The following is a 23,327-nucleotide window of genomic DNA, read 5'->3' as shown; positions in this document are numbered from 1 at the left end:
TTCCGCCGTTTTGGAGGCATCGTTGACCGGCGAGGAACCGACCGGGCATGCAGGACTCGGAAATGCGTTCGGGCGGATGCGCGCCGGACGCCCGAACCCGCCGCGAACCCGCCGCGAACCCGTCTCACGGAGCGATTCAGAACAGCACGGCGCCGTACTGCAGCAGGATGAGCGCCACGAGGATCACGATCCACAGCGCGTCCGCCATGAGATCGAATCCCAGACGGTAGTACTTGTCGAGCGCGCGAAGGGCGCCGCCGCGCGGCAGCCGCTGCACGGTCACGGACGCGTGGCTGAGCGCCATGAACTGCACGGTGGTGGCGAACATGAGTCCCAGACACCACGGGCACAGGGCGTGGATCACGTACATGGACTGCGAGAACAGCCAGTAGGCGTAGGCGAGGGCGGCCAGACCGCCCAGCCACGTGCACAGCGCGAACCAGCGCGGCACGGTCACTCGTGCCATGCCGATCACGGCCACGGTGACGAACACGGATTCGGCGGCGATGCCGAAGAACGCGTTCGGGAAGCTCATCCCCGCGAACTTGATGATCTCCGACTGCCAGGCCTGCGCCACCGTGGAGCACGAGACCACGCCGTTGACGTCGCAGCCGAGTTTCACGCCGGGGTTGCGCGCCATCACCAGCGTCTCCGCGGACAGCACGAGCGAGACCACGAGCGCCGCCGCGGAGGCGAGCAGCATCACCAGATACGTCCACACGGCGCCGTGACGGAAGCCGGTCGGCGCGGACGCCTGCGCCGGACGCGCGGATGCGGACGGGACGTCCTCTGCGACGGGATCGTTCGCGGGATCGTTCGCGGAATCGGTCATGACAAAGCCCCCTGCACGGATGAACGGATACGCGGAAAGGCCGTGCGATGCGCGCGGTGCGCGCCGTCGGCCGGTTACAGCTTACGATGGTGATATGACTCGTGACGTCGAACGACTTGAACCCCCGCGCAGCGGCTGGGACCTGCACTGCCACACGGCGTTCTCCGATGGCACCGAAACGCCGCGCACGATGATCGCCCGCGCCGCCGAGCTCGGCCTGCACGGCGTGGCGATCACCGACCACGACACCACCTCCGGATGGGAGGAGGCCGAGGCCGCCGCCCTCGAATTCGGCCTGCCGCTGGTGCGCGGCACCGAGATCACCGCGGAGGACGGCCGGGTGAGCGTGCACATGCTCGCCTACCAGTACGACCCGCGTTCGCAGACCATCGCGCAGCTGTTCGCCTCCACGCGCGCCGCGCGTCTGGAGCGCACCAAGGCGATGGTGGAGCTGCTGAGCCGCGACTTCCCGATCACCTGGGAGGACGTGCAGGCGCAGGTGCGCGAGGGCGGGCGCACCACCATCGGCCGCCCGCACATCGCCGACGCGCTGGTGTCCGCCGGCGTGTACGCGAACCGTTCCGAGGCGTTCGCCGACGCGGTGTCCGCCACGAGCAGGTACTACATCCCCACGCCCTCGCCATCCACGCATGAGGTGGTGCACGCGGTGGGCGCGGCGGGCGGCGTGATCCTCATCGCGCACGCGGGCGGCCTCAACCGCAACCCGGTGCTGCTGAGCGACCGGCAGATCGAGGATCTCATCGACGACGGGCTCGACGGCCTCGAGGTGTGGCACCGCGACAACCCGTCCGAGCAGCGCCGCCGTCTGCTCGGCATCTGCCGTCGCCGCGGGCTGCTGGTCACGGGCGGCTCCGACTGGCACGGCAAGGGCAAGCCCAACCGTCTGGGGGAGAACCTCACCGACGACGCCACCGTGCGCGAGATCGTCGACCGCGGCGCCATCACGCTGGTCGGAGGACGCAGCGCCTGAGCACGCGAAAACGGCCGGGATCCTCACCGCAAGATGAGGATCCCGGCCGTTTTCGTATCCGGAGTATCCGGAGTGTCCGCAGGCCCTGCGACCCGCTGCCGCGGCCTTCCGCGACTCAGGCGTCGAGCGCGCCGAATCCCACGGCGTGCTTGGTCTCGGAGCCGATGATCGCGTAGCCGAGCGCGGCGGCCGGCACCACGATGCGGCGGCCCTTGTCGTCCGTCAGATCGATCACCTTGCCGGAGGCCACGGCGTCGGCGATCACCGCGCCCACCTCGTCGGCGCTCGCCTCGGTGCTGAAGGTGACGGGACGGGCCACGTTCTGGACGCCCAGTTCGATATCCATGTTGTTCCTCGCATTCCTTGTTGTACGTGTTGTGCGTTGTTGTGCGTTTGCCGTATCGCGTTCCATTGTTCCGCGCGGCACGGATCGGGCGACGCGCTTACGCCGTGCGCTTAGGTCCGTCAGGGGCGGTGCAGCGTCACGGTGGCCATGTCGTCCGGCTTCGCGTCCCCGCCGCCGGACTGCGCCGGGATCACCACGGTCTCCGCGTCGCCGGAGGCCTTCGCCGCCGCGCCCGTCCTGCCGATCGCGCCCGTCGCTCCCATCGTCCCCGCGGCGTCCCCGTCGAGATGCACCACGTTCGCCACCGGCACGTCGGGCATGGTGGGCACGCGCGGCGTGTTCGGCCGGATGTCGTCGTAGGCGCCCCGCAGCGGGACCGTGGTGCGCGTGGCGGAGCGCATGCCCACGGCGGTCTCCGGTGCGGGGGCGGGACGCGCCGCGCCGCGTGCCGGGGCGTCGCCCAGCAGCGTGCCGACGGTGATCGTGGACGACGACTGTCCGTTGCCGCGTGCCGCGCCGGGATCGCGGCGCGGTGCCGAGTCGGCGGAGAGCATCGCGAGCTGATGCGCGAGCCGCTCCACCTGCGCCTTGAACTGGATGATGCGGGCGTTGTCCGCGCGGTCGATGGCGTCGATGAAGTCGCCCACCTGCTCCATCTGCAGCCACAGGTTGGCGCGCAGCATGATCAGGTCGTCGAGCCGCGAGCCCATCATGCGCCCGTACGCGGCGATGACGGCGTTGCGGTGCGTCTCGTCCAGCTTGCCGAAGATCCAGGCCAGATCGCGCGCCGGATCGTTGATCTGCATGCTCTGCCAGTGGTGGACGGCCGTCAGGCCGGAGCCGGAGAACAGCAGGTCGCCGTCGTCGAACCCGCCGTGCACCGGGCAGGTGGCGAAGTCCCACAGGCCCTCCGTCTCCACCACGCGCGACCAGCTGGAGGTGATCTCCGGCGGGACGTGCCCGGCCTGCTTGAGCCGTGCGATCCAGGCGATGAGCTGGGCGTGGATCTGCTCGGTGGAGTACGAGGGGTACTTCGCGTCGGTCAGGAACGTGCCGCGCAGGCGGTGGATGGCGCCGATGGCGGTGCCCACGGACGAGCACTCGTCCGTGGTGAGCGTCTCCAGCGGCTTGGCGACGCCTTCGACGTGCTGCATGATGAGCAGCGCCGTGCCGCCGGTCGGACTGTGCTCCTCGTCGCCGGCGACGAACTTGAGCACGCGTTCGATGCCGAAGCTCAGCCCCGCGGGCTCCTTGGCCTCCGCCAGCGTGCGCGCGGCCTTCACGCGGCGCTTGAGCAGCGTGCGGGCCTTGTCGCCGTCGGCGGCGACCACGTCGTACAGGTGACCGGTGCCGTCCTGGATGACGGCGTTGCGGATGCCGAGCGCGGCGTCGGCGTCGCCGGTTCCCGCGCCGTCGCGCACCCCGGTCACGGTGAGTCCGGGGGCGGCGGCGGAGGCCAGCGCGGCGAGTGTGTAGTAGCTAGAAAACGTCACGTTTCCACAGTAATACACGCGCGCGTCCGACTCGGGCGGGACGCGGAACGCACGGACGCATGGACGGACGCATGGACGGGCACATGAACGGGCGCACGGACCGACGCGCGGCGGCCGGGTCCGCGGCGGCGGGCTCGGCGGGATAATGGGGGAGTGAACGATCAGCCGGAATCCATACTCGAATCGCTCGACGAGGCGCAGCGCGAGGCCGCGGGCGCGCTCGACGGCCCGGTGCGCATCGTCGCGGGCGCCGGTGCGGGCAAGACGCGCACCATCACGCGGCGCATCGCCTACGCCTGCGCGCGGGGCGACTGGGATCCGGCGCGCACGCTGGCCGTCACGTTCTCCGTCAAGGCGGCGCAGGAGATGCGTTCGCGCATCGCGGATCTGGGCGTGGACGGCGTGACCGCGGCGACGTTCCACTCGGCGGCGCTGCATCAGCTCAACCGCGTGTGGGCGGACGTGACCGAGGCGCCGTTTCCGGATCTGGTCTCGGACAACCGCGCGCTGATCGCCGGCGCGTACCGCCGCGCCACCGGCTCCGACGCCGAGGATCCGCTCGCGCTGCGCGACCTCGAGGCGGAGATCAACTGGACCAAGGTGAGCCTGATCAGCCCCGCCGACTACGCGCGCGTCACGGCCGCCACGCACCGCCAGCCGCCGGCCGGGCTCGACGCGCAGCGCATGGCCGACCTCATCGGCGCGTACGAGGCGGACAAGACGGCGCGCAACCAGATCGACTTCAACGACATCCTGCTCATGGTCTGCCATCTGCTCGAGGACCCGGAGCTGAAGGACGCGGCGGCCGTGATCCGCCGGCGCATCGGATGGCTCACCGTGGACGAGTACCAGGACGTCTCGCCGCTGCAGCACCGGCTCATGCGCCTGTGGACGGGGGACGGGAGCAACCGCAACGTGTGCGTGGTGGGCGACGCCGCCCAGACCATCTACTCGTTCGCCGGCGCCACGAGCTACTACCTGCGTTCGTTCGGCGAGGAGTTCGGTCCGCTCGCCGCGGACGTGACGCTCAACGTCGACTACCGCTCCACCGCCGCGGTGGTGCGCTACGCCAACCGCGTGCTCGCGGCCAGTCCCGAACGCGCCGGGTACATCCGGCTCACGTCGGGACGCGAGGGGACGGGCGCGCGCGTGACGCAGATGCGCTATGCGACCGACATGGACGAGGCTCGCGGCGTGGCGCAGCGCTTCCGCCGTTTCGTGGACCGCGGTGCGAAACCGTCGCAGTGCGCGGTGCTCACGCGCATCAACGCGCAGCAGGGCATGGTCGGCGCCGCGCTGCGCGAGGCGGGGCTGTCGTACCGCGTGCGCACGGACGCCGGCTGGCAGGCGCAGTCGCTGGACGTCGAGTCGCTGAAGGTCGATCCGTCCGGTGGCGCGGTGACGATCTCCACCATCCACGCCGCCAAGGGCCTCGAGTTCCCGCACGTGTGCATCGTCGGCTGCTCGGAGGGACTGATGCCGTTCGGCTCGCCCGCGCCCGGCGACGCGCTGGAGGAGGAGCGCCGGCTCATGTACGTGGGCGTGACGCGCGCCGAGGACACGCTGCAGCTCTCGTTCGCCGACTCCAAGGACGGCTACGGCGGCGCGTCGCGCGTCCCGTGCCGCTTCCTGCAGCGCTGAGCGCGCGGCGCGCCGCCGCGTCGTGGTCGGCACCCTGCGGACGGGGCGCCGGGTCAGGCGTTCGGGGTTCCGACGTCCGGGGTCTCGGCGGGATCGCCGTCGCCCGCGTCCGCGGATCCGTCCGCGGGACCGTCCGTGCCGTCGCCGTCCTCGCCGAGGAGCTTGCTCAGTTCGGCGTCCCAGTCCACCGTGCTGTTCATCGTGGTGCCGTTCATCGTGCCGCCGTTGACCGCACCCGTGCCCGCGTCGGCGCCCAGGTTCGCGTCGCCCGCAGCGCCGTTCGCGCCGTCACCCGTACCCGATGCCGCGGATGCCTCGCCCGACGCGCCCGCGGGCTGCTCCAGCGCCGGCAGCAGATCCGGGTGCGACCATTTCGCGTCGCGCGCCTCGGCGCCCTCGGCCGCGGTGACGCGCTCCCACATCGCGCTCGCCTCGCGCTGGCGCTTGGGATGCAGGTCGAGGCCCAGCAGCGACTCGAACGTGCGCTCGGCCGGGCCTCCCACGGCACGCTCGCGGCGCAGCATCTCGCGCAGCTGCTCGATGTGCGGGATGTGGGCCATGCCGGCGCGCCACGTCACGCAGTCCACCCAGCCCTCCACGGTGGCCAGCAGCGTCTCCAGCGCGTTCAGCGCCTCGCGCTGCTCCGGGGTGTCCGTGAGCCCCACCTTGGTGAGGTTCACCGCATCCGCGATCGATTCGGGGTTCATGTCCTGCGCCTCGCGCAGCTGCTGCTCCATGGCGTCCAGATCGATGGAGATGCCGCGCGCGTACTTGCCGATCAGCGCCTCGAAGCGCGGCATGAGCCACGGCACGGAGGCGAACAGGCGCGCGTGCGCCGCCTCCTGCAGCGCCAGGAACGCCATCACCTCGCCGCGGGGCAGGTCCAGCGAGTCGGCGTATTCGTCGATGTTCTGCGGGATCAGGCCGCCGGCCGGGGTCCTGAGCAGCGCGATGCCCTGATCGAAGCTGCCGCGCACCTCGGTGGACAGCGCGCCCGCCGCCTGCCCGAGCTGCATGGCGAACGACGTGTTGCCCAGCAGACGCATGAGCTGGCCGGGGTCCTTCATCGAATCGGGGATCGGGATCGGCACGGGGCCGGCGAACATGCCGGAGATCTCGCCGCCGTCGAACATGCCGCCCAGACGCTCGGAGATCACCGAGGCCAGCGCGTCGCTCATCGACTGCGCAACGGGCGCGGCGAAATCCGCCCACGCGTCGATGGTGCCCTCCACCCATCCGGCGCGGGTGAGCACCTGCGCCTCGCCGCTCGGCGGGTTCATCTCGCACACCGAATCGAGCCAGAGATTCGCCTCGCTCAGCGCCCTGCGCGCCGCCTGCCCGTCCTGCGCGCTCACCATGGCCTGCGCGCCGGTCTCGTTGACCTTGCCCAGCGCGATGGACCGGGCCAGCTTCACGTTGATGGGCCCCTCGTCCACCGTGCGGCGCATGTCCGCCATGGAGTTGAGTCCGCCGGCGGACAGCGCCTGGATCAGGGACTGCACCTCGCTGGGCTTGGGCAGGCCGCTCTTGCCCTGGCTGAGGATCTGGTCGCGCACCGGCTGGGGCAGCTGCGCGAACTGCTGCCATGCCATCTCGCCCTCCACGGGCCCGAAGCATTCGATGAGCCACTGGCGAATCTCGTTTTCTTCCATGCCTTAAGTCTAGACAACGTTCCTACACTGTGCCTATGGCTGATTTCACGAATGTCGTCCGCGCGCTGCCCGCGCGGGCCCGCGACTGGTTCCGCGCCCGCACCCCGCGCTTCCGTCTGGGGGCGGCCACCGCCGCGCTCGCCGTGGTGACGCTCGCCCTGCCGAGCCCCTACGTGGTGGAGCAGCCGGGGCCCACGGCGGACGTGCTGGGCGAATCGGGCGGCGCGGCCGTCATCACGATCAGCGGCGGGCGGACATACCGCGACGAGGGCAAACTGCTGCTCACCACGGTCAACGCCGCGGGCATGCCGGGATACGTGGTCACCAACGCGGAGGTGCTCGTGGGATGGCTGCGTTCCGACAGCATCGTCCTGCCGCGCGAGGCCGTGGTGCCCGCCGGGCAGAGCGCCGACGAGTACAAGCGCGAGACCGAGTCGCAGATGACCGGGTCGCAGGACGCGGCGTCCTCGCAGGCGCTCGCGTTCCTCAGGGCGCGCGGCGTGGACGTGGACGGCGTGCAGGTGAGCATGCACGTGGACGACATCGGCGGCCCCTCGGCGGGCATGATGTACACGCTCGGCGTGATCGACGAGCTGACCCCGGAGTCCGAGACCGGCGGGCAGACCATCGCCGGCACCGGCACGATCAACGAGGACGGCACCATCGGCAAGATCGGCGGCATCCGGCTCAAGATGCTCGGCGCGAAGCGCGACGGCGCCACGTGGTTCCTCGCCCCTGCGGACAACTGCTCCGAGGTGGCCGGGCACGTGCCCGAGGGGTTGCGCGACGTGCGCGTCTCCACGCTCGAGGAGGCCTACGACGCGCTGACCGCGATCGGGCGCGGCGAGGCGGATGCGCTGCCGCACTGCACCGCGCAGTAGGGGAGCGACGGAAGACGCGGCGGCGGGTCCGTCCCGTGTCCGTCCTTCGGTCGTGTGTCGCCGGCGTTACGTGGCTGTTCGCCCAGACTTGTTATGCTGGTCCTCGTGACTGAAACGGCATCACAGAAAGCGGAAGAGTTCGGTTTCCACCCCGGGGACATCGTTCAGGAGTGGCTGTGGGACGACGACGTGGATGATTCCATCCGCGCCGCCATCGAGGAGCTGACCGGCGAGGACCTGGTGGACGAGGACTACGACTCCGCGGTGGACGGCGTCATCATCTGGTGGCGCGACGGCGACGACGAGGACGAGCTGTCCGACACGATCGTCGACGCGGTCGCCGTGCTCGGCGACGACGGTCCCCTGTGGGTGCTGACCCCCAAGCCCGGACGCAAGGGCGCAGCCAGCTCCACCACCGTGCAGAACGCGGCCAAGACGGCCGGCATGAACGCCGCCACGCCGCTGACGGTGGGCGCCGACTGGAACGGCATCCGCCTGCGCGCGTTCGGCAAGGGACGCTGAACCATCGTTTCCGCCTGTGCGCCTGGCCGTGCGCGGCCGGGAACGCGAACACGCAACACGAACGCGAAACGCGAACGTACAGAGCAAAGGAAACCATGAAGAAGACCATCAGGAAGGCCGTCGCGCTGCTGGCCGCCGCCACGCTCCTCGTGGGCGTGGGCGCATGCTCCGGATCCTCCGACGCCACCGCCACGGACACGGCGTCCACCAGCCAGAGCGCCAGACCCGCCGCGTCGAGCCTCGTCAAGCCCGGCGACAATCTCTTCGACGCCGAGGAGGCGCTCCAGGACGCCGGATACGAATACTCCGACTACGAGATCGAGAGCGACAGCGGCAAGACCGTCCTCCTCTCCTCGAACTGGACGGTCGTCTCCGTGACCGACGGCGACAAGCCCGTCCTCACCGTCACCAAGGCCGCCGACGCCACCGACGATGCCTCCTCCGACGCCTCCGAGTCGGCCGAGCCGTCCGCGACGCCCACCTCGGCATCGCCCACGGCAACCCCCACGCCGACCGCGACCCCCACGGCGACGCCCACGCCCACCGCCACGGCGTCTTCGACGCCCAAGGCCACATCCACACCGAAGGCCACGCAGTCGTCCTCCGCCGCGAGCACCTACTATTCGTCCTGCTCCGAGGCCAAGGCCGCCGGCGCCGCCCCAATCTACAAGGGCCAGCCCGGCTACTCCAAGAAGCTCGACCGCGACGGCGACGGCGTCGCCTGCGAGAAGTAGCGCGCAGACCACCTAAGCCGCTTATGGCATGACGAAGCCCCGGAACCGTTGCGGTTCCGGGGCTTTTCCGTGTGGGCGATGAGGGACTCGAACCCCCGACGTCCACCGTGTAAAGGTGGCGCTCTAACCAACTGAGCTAATCGCCCGCATCGCACAAGGATAGCGCATGTTCCGCGTTTCGGCCGGCACGAGTCGCGTTGGTCACGTAAGGTGGGGTGCAGTGTAATCCCTCGTCGTAGGAGGTACGTTCATGTCCCAGCAGCCTGAGGGCTCCGGCCGCGGCCCCGTGATCTCGCGGGCCGGCAAGCGCAAGTGGGGGTACGACGTCGGCCAGGTGGACGAGTTCCTCGCCCATGCGCATGAGCTGTACGACAGCGAGGAGCCGAAGCTCACGCAGCACGACATCCAGAACGCCTCGTTCGATCTGGTGAAGAACGGCTACGTGATCGCGCAGGTGGACGCGGCGCTCGCCCGTCTGGAGCGCGCCGTGGTGGACCAGCACACGTCGTGGGAGCTCGCGCACGGCGGGCGCGTGCCGTTCAAGGCCCGCAGCGAGTCGATGCTCGCCGAGCTGAAGCCGCACTACGAGCGCGAGCATGGGGAGCGCTTCCGCGCCGGCACCGGCAAGCAGCCCTCGTACGACCGCAAGCAGGTGGACCGTCTGATCGACCAGGTGATCGCCAAGGCCTCCGCCGCGGTGGGCGCTGCGGGCGCCGACGCCGACGCCGACGACCGCAAGACGTCCGATCTGACCGCCGCGCGCGTGGCCGGCGCGGTCTTCACCCAGCGCAAGGGCAAGCGCGGCTACGACGAGCGCTGCGTCGACTACTATCTCGACGCCGCGGTGCAGCTGCTGTCGCGCCTTGAATCGTTCGCGCGCGTGAACGAATACGACCATGCGGACGACCGTGCCGCGGCTCCCGCGCATGACGCCGCCGTCCGTGCCGACGGTCGCGACGCGGTGTCCGCCGTGCCGCCCGCGCCGGCGCCCGCGGCTGCCGCCGCATCGTCCCTGTTCGCGGCCGCCGCCGCGTCCGCCCCGGTTCCGGCTCCGCCCGCGCCCGCCGCACCGACCCGGCAGGATCGTCTGGCCGCCGAGGAGCGTCAGGAGTCGTTCGCGTCGCTCAACGCGGCGGAACAATCGATCTTCAGGCCGCGCACCGATTCCGCGACCGTGCCGGCTCCGGCTGCGCAGACTCCGGCTCCAGCCCCCGCCCCGCAGCAGGCGCCCAAGCCGTCGGTCGCGCCCGCGCCCGCGTTCAACGCCGCCGAGACGCCGGGCGAAACGGCCAGCAGCTCGCTCGCCGCGCTGGCGCATTCCGTCGATCATGCCGACGTCGCTCCCGCGCCGGCCTCTCACGATCCGGAACCGCAGGCAGCGCCGAAGCCCGCGCAGGACATGGCCGCCACGCAGTCCTTCACCCCGTGGTTCGCGCAGGATACCGCGCAGAACATCGCTCCGGTCCCGGCTCCGCAGCCGCAGCCCGCGCCGGATCGCGCCGCCGCGCCCGCCGCCCCGCAGCAGACCTCTCCCGCGCCCGCTTCGGAACCGCAGCCCGCGCCGCAGCCCGCCGCCGAGCCGGAACAGGACGACGCCGACCGCTACCTGTCCAACCTGCTCGCCAACACCTCGTTCCCGAAGGTCGATCTGGACATTCCGGACCTCGCCTTCCCGTCGCTCAGCGGCGGCCTCGACGCCCCCAAGGACGCGTCCAAGCCGGGCACGGACCACGCCGGCCACGATCATGAGTGACCAGCGCACCCATTAGTGTGGTGGGTGTGTCAGAGGGTTTCAATTCACAGCAAACATCACCGGAGCGGGAGCCGTCGGCGTCCGCCGTGCGCAGCGTGACGCTGCTCGGATCCACCGGCTCCATCGGCACGCAGGGGCTGGACGTCATCGCCCGGCACCCCGAGCGCTTCCGCGTGTACGGTCTCGCCGCGTCCGGAGGTCATCTCGATCTCCTCGCCCGTCAGACGGCGCGGTTCGGCGCGCGCCACGTCGCCATCGCCGACGCCTCGAAGGTTGCCGACCTGCGTGACGCGCTCGCCGCGGCCGGAGTGAACGCCGCGGACGTGGAGGTGACCGCGGGCCCCGACGCCGTCATCGCGCTCGCCGGCGCGGGCGCCGACGTGGTGCTCAACGGCATCACCGGATCGGTCGGCCTCGAACCGTCCATCGCCGCGCTCCGGGCCGGCTCGCAGCTCGCGCTCGCCAACAAGGAGTCCGTCGTGGCCGGCGGCCACCTGCTGTTCGAATCACAGGTCCGCGCCAACCAGATCAACCCCGTGGACTCCGAGCATTCCGCCATCTGGCAGTCGCTCAGGTCCGGCGCGCACGGCGAGGTCGCCAGACTCGTCGTCACCGCGTCCGGCGGCCCGTTCCGCGGCTGGAAGCGCGAGCAGATGACCGGCATCACGCCCGAGCAGGCGCTGCATCACCCCACGTGGAACATGGGCCCGGTCGTCACCATCAACTCGTCCACACTCATGAACAAGGGCCTTGAGGTCATCGAGGCGAGCCGCCTGTTCGACATTCCGCCCGAGCGCATCGCCGTGACCGTGCATCCGCAGTCCATCGTGCATTCGATGGTCGAGTTCGTCGACGGTGCCACCATCGGCCAGGCGTCCCCGCCGGACATGCGCCTGCCCATCGCGCTCGGCCTGTCCGCGCCGGACCGTCTGCCCAACGTGGCCAGCCCCTGCGACTGGACCAAGGCCGCCGAGTGGACGTTCGAGCCGCTGGACGACGAGGCGTTCCCGGCCGTGAGCCTCGCCCGCCACTGCATCGCCGCCTCGGAGAAGCACACGGCGGTGCTCAACGCCGCCAACGAGCAGGCCGTGCACGCGTTCCTCGACCACCGCCTGCCGTACCTCGGCATCGTGGACACCGTCAGGGCCGTGCTCGACCACATGGACGCCGAACTGCGCGGCAACCCGCGCTTCGCGTCCGTGGAGGAAATGCATCAGGTGGAGCGCGAGGCCCGCCTGCGCGCCGACCGTCTGATAGACAAGGCTGCATGACCGTGACCGAATCGAACGTGACCGAATCGAATTCCTTCCGCAGAACCGGCGAGGCCTCCTACGCCGAGTCTCCGCTGCACCCGCGCCGCACGTCCCGCCGCATCATGGTGGGGCCGGTGCCGGTGGGCGGCGGCGCGCCGATCTCCGTACAGTCGATGACCAACACGCTCACCGCGGACGTCAACGCCACGCTCCGCCAGATCGGCGAGCTCGCGCAGGCCGGATGCGACATCGTGCGCGTGGCCGTGCCGAGCCAGGACGATGCCGACGCGCTGCCGGCGATCGTCGCCAAGTCGCCGATTCCCGTCATCGCCGACATTCACTTCCAGTCCAAGTACGTGTTCCAGGCGATCGACGCCGGCTGCGCGGCCGTGCGCGTCAACCCCGGCAACATCCGCAAGTTCGACGAGGTGGGCCCTTCGATCTGCAAGGCGGCCACGGATGCGGGCATCAGCCTGCGCATCGGCGTGAACGCCGGCTCGCTCGACAAGACGCTGTACGCCAAGTACGGCGGCCCCACCCCGGAGGCGCTGGTGGCCAGCGCGCTCAAGGAAGCGCACATGTTCGAGGATGTGGGCTTCCACGACTTCAAGATCTCCGTCAAGCACCACGACGTGATCACCATGGTGCAGACGTACCGCCTGCTCGCCTCCAAGGGCGACTGGCCGCTGCACCTCGGCGTCACCGAGGCCGGCCCCGCATGGCAGGGCACCATCAAGTCGTGTCTGGCGTTCGGCGCGCTGCTGGCCGAGGGCATCGGCGACACGATCCGCGTCTCGCTGTCCGCGCCGCCCGTCGAGGAGGTCAAGGTCGGCTGCAAGCTGCTGGAATACATGGGACTGCGCAGGCGCAAGTTCGACATCATCTCCTGCCCGAGCTGCGGACGCGCGCAGGTGGACGTGATCCAGCTGGCCAACGCCGTGACCGAAGGACTCAAGGGCGTCACCGCCCCGATCCGCGTGGCCGTGATGGGCTGCATCGTCAACGGCCCGGGCGAGGCACGCGAGGCGGACCTCGGCGTGGCGTCCGGCAACGGCAAGGGGCAGATCTTCATCAAGGGCAAGGTCGTGGAGACCGTGCCGGAGGACCGGATCGTCGAGACGCTGCTGACGCGCGCGCAGGACATCGCCGCGCAGATGGAGGCCGACGGCACCGCGACCCCGGACGCCGCGGCATCGGGCGCGACGGGACCCGTCGTCATCCCGATCCAGTTCCCCAACCACGTGGGTCGCGCCGGTCACGCGGGCCGCGCCGCCTGAACCACTGAACCACGTCCGGAGCGCGTCCGGAGCACATCCGGAGCCGGAAACGGATGTGGTTCAGGACGAAGCACGGCCGACATCCGTCCGGATGCACATCCATGTCGCGTTCTGGCTGTGATTCCGGACGGGAAACGGCCCATATCGGTCCGATGCCACACCCGTCAGCGATATGGGATGTGACATCGGACGCCGCCGACCCCCCGCATACGCCCTCGGCGTACTCCCGTCCGGCACGGGCGGCTAGAATGACGGCGTGTCGATGAACGATGGAACCCCGAAGGCGCGGACCGACAGGTCGCCGGTGTATGAAGAGCCGTCGGCGCAGCCGTGGAGCGTGCGCCGGCGGCTCATGACGAGCCTGCCCATCTTCATCGTGCTGCTCGGCATCCTCGTCACCGTGTCCAACTGGACCAACATCCCCTGGGACAACGAGCCCACCGGCCAGACCATGGAGTCCCTGAGCGCCGACACGTCCGTCACCTTCGCCAACCCCACCGGCGAGACGCTGCCCACACGCGGCACCTACGAGGTGGAGGTGATCGAGGACGACATGACCGTCACCCGCGCGTCCACCGGGGAGACCGAGGACCTGCATCTGGTGGTGCGCGTGCCCACGGGCGTCTCCGGCAAGATCCCCGGCGTGGTGTTCATGCACGGCGCCGGCTACGGACTCGCCAAGGACTGGTTCGTCGACGTGGGGGACGATCTCGCCTCGGCGGGCTTCGCCACCATCGCCATCGACAAGCCGGTGTGGAGCACCAACGACGTGACGCGCGACTATCCCGCCTCCGCGGACGCCTACGAGCAGGCCGCCGAATACCTGCGCGCCCTGCCGAACGTGGACGGCGACCGCATCGGCATCTACGCCACGTCGGAGAGCACGTGGATCTCCGCGTTCCTGCTGCAGAAGGACCCGCGCATCGCGTTCCAGATCCTCGTGAGCCCCATGGTGCACACGCCGCGTCACGGCCTGGGCTTCCTGGCGGCGCAGGACTTCGCGCTCGTGGGCGCGCACCCCGGCTACCAGTCGATCGTCCGGCGCGTGTTCAGCGCCGACCTGACCGTGTTCGGCCTGACGAACTTCGACATCGACACCGACCTGCCGCGCGCCTACGCCATCCCCACGTTCGTGGCCTACGGGTCCAAGGACGTCATGACCGCGCAGGTGGAGGGCGCCCGCGTCATCTTCGACCGCGCACACCGCGCCGGCAACTGGGACGTGACCGTGCGCGACTACCCGGTGGGCAACCACGTGCTGCGCATCGGCGACGAGGAGCAGGGCGACACCAAGCTCGCCGACCATTTCGAGGACGACATGGTGAACTGGGCGGTGGGCAAGGTCCGCGGGCTCGAACAGACCGACGTGCGCGTGGCCGGCACGGACATCTACCAGTCGATCGCCGTGCCGCAGGATCTGTACGGCCACCGCGCCCTGACCGTCTACATGGTGGCCGTGCACGTGCTGGCGGTGGTGCTGCTGCTGGCCTCGGCGGTGCTCGCCGTCGTGGCGCTGGTGCGGCGGATCCGCTACGCGGTGCGCCGGCGGGGGCCGCGCCCCGGGTTCCTCAACGGGTTCGGCGGCGTGCTGGCCGCGCTTTCGTTCACCACGCTCGCCACGCTGGACCTGTTCGCCTCCGGCATCGGACAGGTGGTGATGCAGATCGTCTCGCTGGTGTGGGGCGCCGCGCCCGATCCGATCCCGATGATCTACTGGAGCTGGCCGGTCATCCAGACCGTCACCACGGCGGTGGTGTGGGCGTGGTCGCGCGTGTTCGCCCGCCTCATCGAGGTCGCCTCGATGCGCGGCTACACGCGGCTGGGCCTGCGTGAGTTCGTCCGGCAGTCGCGCAGCGGCGAGCTCATGCGTTCGGTGCGCCGGCCCGTGATCGCCGACACGCGGTTCTCGCGCGTGCAGTTCTGGGTGACCACGAGCGCCATGTTCTGCGTGCTGCTCGTGTTCGCGTTCTGGGGCATGTTCATCTACTGAGATACTGAGACCGATCGGGAAGCACGGGAGCAATCGCATGCCGCTGTATCGAGACGAGGGCGTGGTGCTGCGCACCGCGAAGCTGGGGGAGGCCGACCGCATCATCTGGCTGTTCACGCGTGCGCACGGCAAGGTGCGTGCGGTGGCCAAGGGCGTGCGCCGCACCAAGTCGCGCTTCGGCGCGCGGCTGGAGCCGTTCATGCGCGCCGACGTGCTGATCAACACGGGCCGTTCGCTCGACGTGGTCTCGCAGGCCGCCACGATCGCCGCCTACGCCGCGCCGCTCGCCGCCGACTACGACTCCTACGCCGCCGCGAACGTCATCGCGGAGACGGCGGACAGGATCGTCTCCACCGAGCGCGAGCCCGCGCCCGACCAGTACCGTATGCTCGTGGCCGCCCTGGCCGCCCTGGCCCGCGGGGCCCATCGCCCGCAGGCGGTCGGCGCGTCGTACGTGCTGCGCGCGCTGGCGCTGGCCGGCTGGCGTCCGCGGCTCGAGTCATGCGTGGTGTGCGGGGACCCGGCGGGGGAGGACGCGCCGGACGGGCGTTCCGCGTACTTCTCCGTGCCGGCGGGCGGGGTGATGTGCGAGGCCGACCACACGCCGGAGTCGCGCAGGCTGCTCGGCGGCGGCCCGGACGGCGGCGGCACGGGCGCCGCCCCCGGCACGCTGCGCCAGCTGCGCGCCCTGCTCGACGGCGACTGGACGGTGCTCGACGCCGCGCCGCTCGCGGCGCAGAGCGAGCACATCGTGTCCGATTGGGGCGCATATTATCTGGAGCGCCCGATTCGTTCGCTGCGGCTGCTAGATTCCTGAACTATGGCTTTCGAACACGTCGACTACACGTCTCTGGACATCCCCGCGGCCCCGTTCTCCGATCCTTCGAGGATTCCGGACTTCCCGAAGAACAAGGTGCCGCGGCACGTGGGCGTCATCATGGACGGCAACGGCCGCTGGGCGCAGCAGCGCGGACTGATCCGCACGGACGGGCATCAGGCCGCCGAACCGGTGGTGTTCGACACGATCGCCGGCGCCATCGAGGCCGGCGTGCGCTATCTGAGCCTGTACACGTTCTCCACGGAGAACTGGAAGCGCAGCCCGCAGGAGGTGCGCTTCCTCATGGGGTTCAGCCGCGAGATCATCCACCGCCGCGTGTCGCAGATGGACGACTGGGGCGTGCGCGTGCGCTGGTCGGGGCGTCGGCCGAAGCTGTGGAAGTCGGTGATCGACGAGCTGGAGGCAGCGCAGGAGCGCACGAAGCGCAACAAGGTGATCGACGTGGTGTTCTGCATCAACTACGGCGGCCGCGCGGAGATCGCGGACGCGTGCGCGGCGATCGCGCGCGAGGTGGCGGCCGGCCGCATCAAGGGCGACCGCGTCACCGAGAAGATGGTGGCCGAGCACCTGTACAACCCGGACATCCCCGACTGCGATCTGGTGATCCGCACGTCCGGCGAGCAGCGCACGTCGAACTTCCTGCCGTGGGAGGCCGCCTACGCGGAGCTCGACTTCGTGCCGGAGCTGTTCCCGGATTGCGGCCGCGAGGTCCTCTGGCGTTCCATCGACCACTACATCCACCGCGACAGGCGGTTTGGAGGCGTGAAGCGGTAGCCGACAGCCCTGTGGGCTGTCGGTAGCTTCACGCCGAGCGCCCCACCAAGGGGCGCTCGGAAACATGACAGCCCGGCCCGCAGGGCCGGTCCGTAATTACGGTTGTGAAGCGGTAGCCGCCGGGCTCAGCGGTCGGTCGGCTAGTTATCGGTCTGTTTCAGGTACACCGTCGGCGTCATGCCGTTGCCGGTCATGAGCACTCGCTGCTTGTCGGTGATGTCGTGGAACGAGTTGATGCCCGGGTCCCTTGTCCCGGTGTCGTAGACGTTGGCCGCAGGATTGCCTGCGTAGGTTACGCCGGCGGGGATGAACACTATTTTTTCGTCGGCACGGGGATCCGACATGCTGACGATGCCCTGACCTTCCGAAATCGGTTCGGACAGCCTCTGTGCCACATATGTTCCATCTTCGTCGTATCGAGTCATGGAATGTGTGCAGTCGGCCTTCACCTGAATGGTGACGTCGGCGAGCCACGTCGAGTATGTTCCGACGAAGGCCGAGCAATCGACGGGCTGCGCTGATTGGTTCGACTGAGCCGACTGAGTCGGTTTCGCTGATTGGCTCGGCTGACCCGATTGGCTTGGCTGCGGGGAGGCATCCTTCTGGTCGGAAGACGACGTGCCCTGCGTGGCCGTGTCGTCGCTCGTGCCCTTGTCGGTGTTGTCCGTGATGGACTCGCCATGCTTGAGCTTGTCATCCGCGTTCCTGAGCGCGTTACAGGCCGTGTTCAGCGCCGCTATGGTCTTGCGCACGTCATCGTTGTAGGACGTGGCCTGCGCGGCGAAATTCTCCCAGCTGGCGCTCCAATCGGACAAGGCGTTGGCCGTATTGTCTGTGTCGCAATAGCCGGTATAGACGTCCTGCCCGGTCTGCGATTGCATTCGTGAAGCGTCCCGCACGGCCTTGATCAGGTCGTCCATGCGGGACGCGGTGGCGGAGTCGATGTTCGCGAACTCGCCGGTGCGCTCGTAGTAGCTCTTCATGATGTCGTTGGCGTCTTTGTAGATCCTGTGGTATTCGGCCACGCTGTTCTGACAGGTCACCGCCGCCGATGTTCCCCTGTATCGCCAGTATGTTGTGACGAACGAAGGAGCGCTGAACCCTACCGCGGCCGCGCATAGGACTGCGATCCCCACGGCCACGGGCTTGTTTATCTTGGTCTTGGCCTTGGTGTGGCTTTTGACAGGCGATTCCGGGGAACCGCCACCCACCGGTTCGGGGGATGGGGTCGGGATCATGGATGGGGGCGTGGACGAATTGTGCGTTGCCTGTTCCTCTCCGCCGTGCGCGGCGCCGTCGCCGAGATAGGCTCCGCATTGGGGACAGACGGTTGTCCCGCCGGTGATGCTGCTCCCGCAACGAGAGCAAAACTCCTGATTCATCGTGAACTCCTACTACAGTCTGGTGGCATTGCCCGAATGGGCGCCATTGTTCGTTGTGCATCGGTCGGATGCCTGGCCGGTGGCCGTTTCAGTTGAAATGACTGCGCTTGGCGGCCTTGTACCCTCCGGGATCCTCGGTGAGCTCCTTCTGACACTTGCTGATGGTCGATGTGATGTTGGGCGGAAGACCGGCAGCGCTGTCAATGCTTTTCCTGAGATCGCTCGGGTCGTCGTTCGGATCGCATTCCACGCCGTTCGCGGTGTACAGGGCTGTTTTCAGGTATCGATATTGGACGTATATCCCGGACAGATGGGCCGTATTGACATTGTCGTTGACGTCGTACTGGCTGTTGGCATCCAGATAGGCCTTGGCTTTGTCCTTGGCGGTTTCCAGATCGGGCATCAGCGCCTGACACTGTGCATACAGGTCTTCGGTTTCGGCGGTTTTGGCGGCCTGCGTGGCCTGGAACGCCCGTTGATTGAACATGGAGTTGAGCGATGCGTTCGCGCTCAGTGCAATGGCGAAAACCACCGTGATGGCTATGATCACGAGGGCGGGCCGCGCCAGCACCCAAGGATCTCGTTGCAGTGCTTCGTTTGCCTGCGCCGTCATGGTACGGAGCTGGTCGGCCTTGTTGGGGACAGCGGCCTTGGTGCCGCATTGCCGGCAGAATCTGGCATCGTCGGACATGGGCGAACCGCAATTGGCACATAGACGTCGTCCTAAATCGTCGGTTCTCTCGACCTTCTGCCCGCAGTTCGGGCAGAACTTGGCGTCGTCGTCAAGAACGGCGTGGCAGCGATTGCAGTGCTGACTCATCTTCTTCTCCTTCTCGAGGCCATCATAGGCCCGCTGGGTCGTCTCTCCGAAGGGTCATATCGGAAGAAGGCCCCGCACGTCCTTGGTAGGTGTGCGAGGCCTGTGTGGCGGAGTTCCTATGGCCTAGTCGGCGTTGGCCCGGAAGGGCGTGCCCTCGTCGTTCCAGCCATTCGCGGTCACCACGTCACGCTCCTCGGCGTTGGTGGTGAACATGTGGTCGCCGTTCTGCGGGTTGTACACCCTGTACACGGCGTTCGTGCCGTCCCCGTCCTCCGGGGCGAGGAACGCGACGCCCTCGTACGTCCAGCCGGAACGCAGCAGCGAGTCGATCTCGATCTGGCTGGAGGTGTACATGTGCTTGCCTCCGGGCAGGTAGAAGCGCTTGATCTGCTCGCCGCCCGTCCTGTTCGCGTCGAACGCCACGCCCTCGTACGTCCAGTCGCCCGCGGCAAGGACGTCGCGCTCCTCGACGCTGGCGGTCAGCAGGTGCTCGCCCGTGTACGGGTTGTACAGCCTGTACACCGGCACCGTATCGTCGGCGGGCTGCCCCGGCGTGGTCGTGCCGCCGTTGCCGCTGCCTCCGTTGCCGCCGCCCGGGGTGGTCGTGCCTCCATGGTTGCTGCCATTGCCTCCCGGCTGGGTGGGAGTGGTGCTCTTCGCCTTGACCGTCACCGTTCGCGTCACCGTGGTCACATTACCCGCAGCATCCTTGGCGGTGTAGGTCAGCGTGTAGGTACCGGGCTTGTTCACATCCACCGAACCAGACACTGTGACGGTGACCGTGCCATCCTTCGCATCCAGACCACTCACGCCATTCATCGGGTCGAACGTGCCACCCTGAGTAATCTCGGTGTTGGACGCTCCAGAAATCACTGGCGCATCCTTGTCAGCGGTCAGCTCATCGTACGCCTTCTGAGCAGCAGCGAGGTTCGCCTGCGCCTCATTGAGCGCCTTCCGAGCATCCTCGACGGCCTTGAGTGCAGCATCATTCGCCGTCACCGTGTCCTGAGCCGTCTTGAGCGCCTTCTGAGCAGATTCCAGCTTCGCCTTGGCCTCAGTAAGCTTCTTGACCTGCTCGTTGAGCTTCTCATACGCGACCCTGATGCGGGCGAGCTGTTCAGGCTGAATGCCCGAAGCATCCTCAAGGGCCTTGAGCTTGTCGGACGCCGTCTTCAGCGCCGCGGCAGCATCGGCGGCATCCTGCTTGGCCTCACCCAGAGCCTTGTCCGCGGCGGTCTTGTCCGTGGTCGCAGCTTCCAGTGCCTTCTTGGTTTCGGCGAGGGTGTTCGCCGCAGCGGTCTGCTTGGCCTGAGCTTCAGCGTACGCAGACTGCGCGGCATTCACTTTGTCACGCAGGTCAGTGAGCGTCTTCAGCTCATCCTTCGCCGCCTTGAGCGCATCCTTCTTCTGCTTCAGCGTCTGATCGGCGGTCGCCTTGGCCGCGGCGGTGTCGGCGACCTTCTGTTCGGCCGCGGTCACCTTCCGGTCAAGCTCGTTCACCGCATCCGTCTGCGTGGTGATTTCCGCATTCTTGGTGGTGATCTGGGTATCCACGTCGTTCAGCTCGTTCTGGAGCTTCACGATGGTGTCCTGATCGCCTTCGGTCGGCTCGCCATGTTCGGCGACCCACTGATCATACGCACCTTGAGCGGAGTCAAGTGCGTTCTTCAGCGTCTGAGCTTCGGCAGCAAGTGCGTCCTTGTCACCGACCTTCTGATCGTATGTGGTCTGCTTCTTCTCGGTTTCAGTCGTTGCCGCTTCAGCCGCCTTTTGCGCTTCCTCCGCCTTCGCCTGCGCCTCTGCATATTCCTGCGGCGCGTTCTTCAGCGAGCTCTCATACTCATCGAGCATCTTCCCGAACTCAGCGACCGTGTATCGTCCGTCGGTCTTGCCGGTGATCGATGTGCCTGCAAGCGAGGAGTGCGTGGTTTCGTAATCACGTCCGCCGATGAGACCCCAGTCGGATTCCTTGGTGGTGTCCTTGCCGAATGCGGCGCCGGAGGCATAGATGTCCTCCTGCACGATGTTCAGGTAGTGGCCAGCCTGATGATCTTGATCTTGATGCCACACATTCGGTCGGTTGACAGAGACCCAGTAGGCATCATGACGATGGGCTGCGAGCTCGGGGTCATTCTTGGCCATCTCATCAAAGTATGCCTTTTCCTCGGTGTACCATCCATCGAATGGGCTGCCGCCCATGTTCTCAGAGCCGTAAGAAAGGTTCTCGTTGATCATGTAGTGCTGGATCATATCCGTGTCGTGTTCAAGGGAACCGCGATTCTTCTGAACCTCATTGGAGCCGGCGGCAGTTGCCATGAGCGTGTCGGAGACCTTGACTTCGGAGAGTCCTTCAGCCGCACGATACTGGTTGATCTGATCAATGTAGGCGAGTGCCTTGCGGACGTTGGCGAGGTTGAAGGAGTTGTTCGCGTCCTTCGGATTCACCAGTCCCTTGTTGACCCATTCGGCGAACTTGGAATCACTGGTGATCAGCGCTTTGGCGGCATCGGAACCATGCTGTCCAAGGAAACCGAGGTATCCCTTATCCAGCTGCGCCTGTGCGGTGTCTGCAGCCTGCTTCTTGCCGGCCGCATCATTAGCCGTCTTCTGGGCCTCGGCCTTCTTGCCGGTTTCATCCTTCTTGGCGGCGTCCAGTGCGTTCTTCGCATCGGTCACTGCCTGTTCCGCCGTGGTGACCTCGGCCTGCTTGGCATCATACTTGGCCTGTGCATCCGCGAGTTCCTGCTTGAGCTTAATGCCCTCAGCATCACTGTTCGCATTGTCAATCTGCTTCTGGAGGTCATCGCGCCTAGTCTTCAGCGCATTGAGCTCGGAATTGAGAGTGTTGAGCTTGTCCTTGGCCTCATCCCTCTTCTGCACCGCCTCGGTCTTCTCGGTGGTCGCATCGGACGCGGCCCTATCCGCAGAGTCGGCGGTCTTCTGTGCCTCGTCGACCTGCGGCGTCACGGTGTTGACCGTGTTCTGCGCCTGCTGAATCTTCTCGTCGGTGGCACCGGCATCGGCGGCATCCTTCTGGGCGGCGTCGAGGGTGTTCTTCGCCTCGGTTGCCGTCTTGTCGGCGGCGTCCGCATCCTGCTGGGCCGCGTTGACGTTGGCCTGCGCGTCGGTCGCCTTCTGCGCAGCGTCATCGGCCGTCTTCTGTGCCTCGGTCGCCTTCGCGTCGGCCGCGGTCTTGTCCGCCTCGGCCTGAGTCACCTTGTCGGCCGCTTCGCCCATTTCCGGCGTGTACTCGCCGGAAGCGTCGCCTTTGGCGGCATCGTATTCCTGCTGTGCAGCGTCCTTGTCGGCCTGTGCCTTGTCGAGGGCGGCCTGTGCGTCCTTCACTGTCTGTTCCGCCTTGGCGGCTGCATCCTTGTTGGCGGCCTGCTGGGCATCGGATGGGACGTTCTTCTTGGCGGCGTCGAGGGCGGCCTGCTTGGCGGCGACGTCCTTCTTCGCGGCGTCCAGCGCCTTCTGAGCGTCCGCAAGCACGTCGCGGGTGGCGCCGGCCGGCGACTGGTCCACCGGAGCGGTCGAGGAGGCGTTGTCCGCGGCCATTGCATTCGGGGCCACCATGCCGGACAGCACCGCGGCCGTCACCGCCGTGGTCGCGATCCGCCTGTAGTTCGGCGTGTGCCTGATCTTCTTGCGAGCATGACGAGCAGTCATAACGGCTGAATCCTTTCTGCGCAGTCTGTCGCCGCGCACCTTCTCCATCCGAGAGAGGATCATGGCCGCGACGCCAAACACCCCACGCCGCGCATGAGCCAACTCTCCGTAAAGCCTTACAGATAAAGCTTTACCGGTTAGGCTAGTACGTGTGGCAGACTCCCATAGCGTGACCTCATGCCGCATACCCAGATGCCGGACGAATGGCCCGGATACGCCAAGGAGCTCGGCCTGAGCATCCAGCGCAAGCGCAATGAGAAAGGACTCAGTCAGGAGCGCGTAGCCTACAATGCCAACCTTTCGCGCTTCTCGTACCAGCAGCTGGAAAAAGGGGAATCGAGGCCCGGCAGGCCCTCGAACCCGAGCCTGCTGAACGTCATGGCGGTCGCCCAAGTACTCGGGGTCACGCTCGACCAGCTGCTGCCGAAGCCGTGGCCGGATCTGAGGGCTAAATGACGGAAGGAGATGCCGGGCTCCTG

At 67.9% G+C, this 23,327-nt stretch carries 19 protein-coding genes and 1 tRNA gene; 12 read left to right on the top strand and 8 right to left on the bottom strand.

Translation table 11 applies throughout. The features are described from left to right. Positions 1 to 136: 136 nt before the first annotated feature. Entirely contained in the window at positions 137 to 832 is a 696-nt protein-coding gene (locus G1C96_RS03695) for a vitamin K epoxide reductase family protein (RefSeq protein ID WP_169275309.1), read from the bottom strand. 94 nt (positions 833 to 926) lie between these two features. Between G1C96_RS03695 and G1C96_RS03690 the strand changes: the two genes are divergently transcribed. Beyond that, positions 927 to 1,823, top strand: a complete 897-nt coding sequence (locus G1C96_RS03690) for a PHP domain-containing protein (protein WP_169275308.1) — start codon at positions 927 to 929, stop codon at positions 1,821 to 1,823. A 115-nt stretch (positions 1,824 to 1,938) separates the two neighbouring features. Here the strand turns inward: G1C96_RS03690 and G1C96_RS03685 are convergent, their stop codons facing one another. Both G1C96_RS03685 and G1C96_RS03680 read right to left on the bottom strand, forming a co-directional pair. Next, positions 1,939 to 2,169, bottom strand: coding sequence for a DUF3107 domain-containing protein (locus G1C96_RS03685; RefSeq protein ID WP_169275307.1), 231 nt, complete (start codon positions 2,167 to 2,169; stop codon positions 1,939 to 1,941). Positions 2,170 to 2,288: 119 nt separating this feature from the next. Continuing rightward, complete coding sequence (locus G1C96_RS03680; RefSeq protein ID WP_169275306.1) at positions 2,289 to 3,662, bottom strand: phosphotransferase; 1,374 nt, start codon at positions 3,660 to 3,662, stop codon at positions 2,289 to 2,291. A 153-nt stretch (positions 3,663 to 3,815) separates the two neighbouring features. On the opposite strand from G1C96_RS03680, the gene G1C96_RS03675 reads away from it, so the two are divergent. Continuing rightward, positions 3,816 to 5,303, top strand: a complete 1,488-nt coding sequence (locus G1C96_RS03675; protein WP_169275305.1) for an ATP-dependent helicase — start codon at positions 3,816 to 3,818, stop codon at positions 5,301 to 5,303. A gap of 53 nt (positions 5,304 to 5,356) precedes the next feature. Here the strand turns inward: G1C96_RS03675 and G1C96_RS03670 are convergent, their stop codons facing one another. Next, positions 5,357 to 6,955 carry a zinc-dependent metalloprotease gene (locus tag G1C96_RS03670; RefSeq protein ID WP_169275304.1) on the bottom strand — a complete coding sequence of 533 codons (1,599 nt, stop codon included), beginning with the start codon at positions 6,953 to 6,955 and terminating at the stop codon, positions 5,357 to 5,359. Between the two features lie 35 nt (positions 6,956 to 6,990). Here G1C96_RS03670 and G1C96_RS03665 point away from each other — a divergent pair, with 35 nt between their 5' ends. The 3 genes from G1C96_RS03665 (at position 6,991) to G1C96_RS03655 (ending at position 9,092) form a co-directional block, all read left to right on the top strand. After that, a complete protein-coding gene (locus tag G1C96_RS03665) occupies positions 6,991 to 7,836 on the top strand; it encodes a YlbL family protein (protein ID WP_169275303.1) in 846 nt (281 codons plus the stop codon). Positions 7,837 to 7,941: 105 nt separating this feature from the next. Next, positions 7,942 to 8,358 carry a DUF3052 domain-containing protein gene (locus G1C96_RS03660; protein WP_335341917.1) on the top strand — a complete coding sequence of 139 codons (417 nt, stop codon included), beginning with the start codon at positions 7,942 to 7,944 and terminating at the stop codon, positions 8,356 to 8,358. Between the two features lie 95 nt (positions 8,359 to 8,453). Next, positions 8,454 to 9,092, top strand: coding sequence for an excalibur calcium-binding domain-containing protein (locus G1C96_RS03655; RefSeq protein ID WP_169275302.1), 639 nt, complete (start codon positions 8,454 to 8,456; stop codon positions 9,090 to 9,092). A 72-nt stretch (positions 9,093 to 9,164) separates the two neighbouring features. Here the strand turns inward: G1C96_RS03655 and G1C96_RS03650 are convergent. Then, a tRNA-Val gene (locus G1C96_RS03650) sits at positions 9,165 to 9,238 on the bottom strand. Positions 9,239 to 9,342: 104 nt separating this feature from the next. On the opposite strand from G1C96_RS03650, the gene G1C96_RS10345 reads away from it, so the two are divergent. The 6 genes from G1C96_RS10345 to G1C96_RS03620 all read left to right on the top strand — a co-directional run bounded on the left by G1C96_RS10345 (position 9,343) and on the right by G1C96_RS03620 (position 16,977). Next, on the top strand, positions 9,343 to 10,845 hold the full coding sequence (locus tag G1C96_RS10345; RefSeq protein ID WP_277347680.1) for a DivIVA domain-containing protein: 1,503 nt from the start codon (positions 9,343 to 9,345) through the stop codon (positions 10,843 to 10,845). A gap of 86 nt (positions 10,846 to 10,931) precedes the next feature. Next, a complete protein-coding gene (gene dxr / locus G1C96_RS03640; protein ID WP_169275363.1) occupies positions 10,932 to 12,116 on the top strand; it encodes a 1-deoxy-D-xylulose-5-phosphate reductoisomerase in 1,185 nt (394 codons plus the stop codon). Continuing rightward, entirely contained in the window at positions 12,113 to 13,375 is a 1,263-nt protein-coding gene (gene ispG, locus G1C96_RS03635) for a flavodoxin-dependent (E)-4-hydroxy-3-methylbut-2-enyl-diphosphate synthase (RefSeq protein ID WP_169275301.1), read from the top strand. The genes dxr and ispG overlap by 4 nt, the downstream gene beginning before the upstream one ends. Before the next feature lie 352 nt (positions 13,376 to 13,727). After that, the gene (locus tag G1C96_RS03630) at positions 13,728 to 15,365 is read left to right on the top strand and encodes an alpha/beta hydrolase family protein (RefSeq protein WP_169275362.1); all 1,638 of its coding nucleotides are present in this window, start codon (positions 13,728 to 13,730) and stop codon (positions 15,363 to 15,365) included. Between the two features lie 37 nt (positions 15,366 to 15,402). Continuing rightward, positions 15,403 to 16,182 (top strand): DNA repair protein RecO, encoded by a 780-nt coding sequence (gene recO, locus G1C96_RS03625; protein ID WP_169275300.1) that lies wholly within the window; start codon positions 15,403 to 15,405, stop codon positions 16,180 to 16,182. Positions 16,183 to 16,185: 3 nt separating this feature from the next. Next, entirely contained in the window at positions 16,186 to 16,977 is a 792-nt protein-coding gene (locus G1C96_RS03620) for an isoprenyl transferase (RefSeq protein WP_169275299.1), read from the top strand. Positions 16,978 to 17,117: 140 nt separating this feature from the next. Here G1C96_RS03620 and G1C96_RS03615 read toward each other — a convergent pair whose 3' ends face one another. The 3 genes from G1C96_RS03615 to G1C96_RS03605 form a co-directional block, all read right to left on the bottom strand. Beyond that, complete coding sequence (locus G1C96_RS03615; RefSeq protein ID WP_169275298.1) at positions 17,118 to 18,359, bottom strand: zinc ribbon domain-containing protein; 1,242 nt, start codon at positions 18,357 to 18,359, stop codon at positions 17,118 to 17,120. Positions 18,360 to 18,447: 88 nt separating this feature from the next. Next, on the bottom strand, positions 18,448 to 19,179 hold the full coding sequence (locus G1C96_RS03610) for a zinc ribbon domain-containing protein (protein ID WP_169275297.1): 732 nt from the start codon (positions 19,177 to 19,179) through the stop codon (positions 18,448 to 18,450). Positions 19,180 to 19,302: 123 nt separating this feature from the next. Continuing rightward, on the bottom strand, positions 19,303 to 22,848 hold the full coding sequence (locus tag G1C96_RS03605; RefSeq protein WP_169275296.1) for an immunoglobulin-like domain-containing protein: 3,546 nt from the start codon (positions 22,846 to 22,848) through the stop codon (positions 19,303 to 19,305). A gap of 177 nt (positions 22,849 to 23,025) precedes the next feature. Here G1C96_RS03605 and G1C96_RS03600 point away from each other — a divergent pair, with 177 nt between their 5' ends. Further along, entirely contained in the window at positions 23,026 to 23,304 is a 279-nt protein-coding gene (locus G1C96_RS03600; RefSeq protein ID WP_169275295.1) for a helix-turn-helix transcriptional regulator, read from the top strand. The last annotated feature ends 23 nt before the right edge of the window (positions 23,305 to 23,327 follow it).

The sequence above is a fragment of the Bifidobacterium moraviense genome (genome assembly GCF_012932365.1).
Taxonomy (GTDB): Bacteria; Actinomycetota; Actinomycetes; order Actinomycetales; family Bifidobacteriaceae; genus Bifidobacterium; species Bifidobacterium moraviense.
The sequence above is the reverse complement of the archived record's forward strand: the minus strand, read 5'-3'. Positions and strand labels throughout refer to the sequence as shown.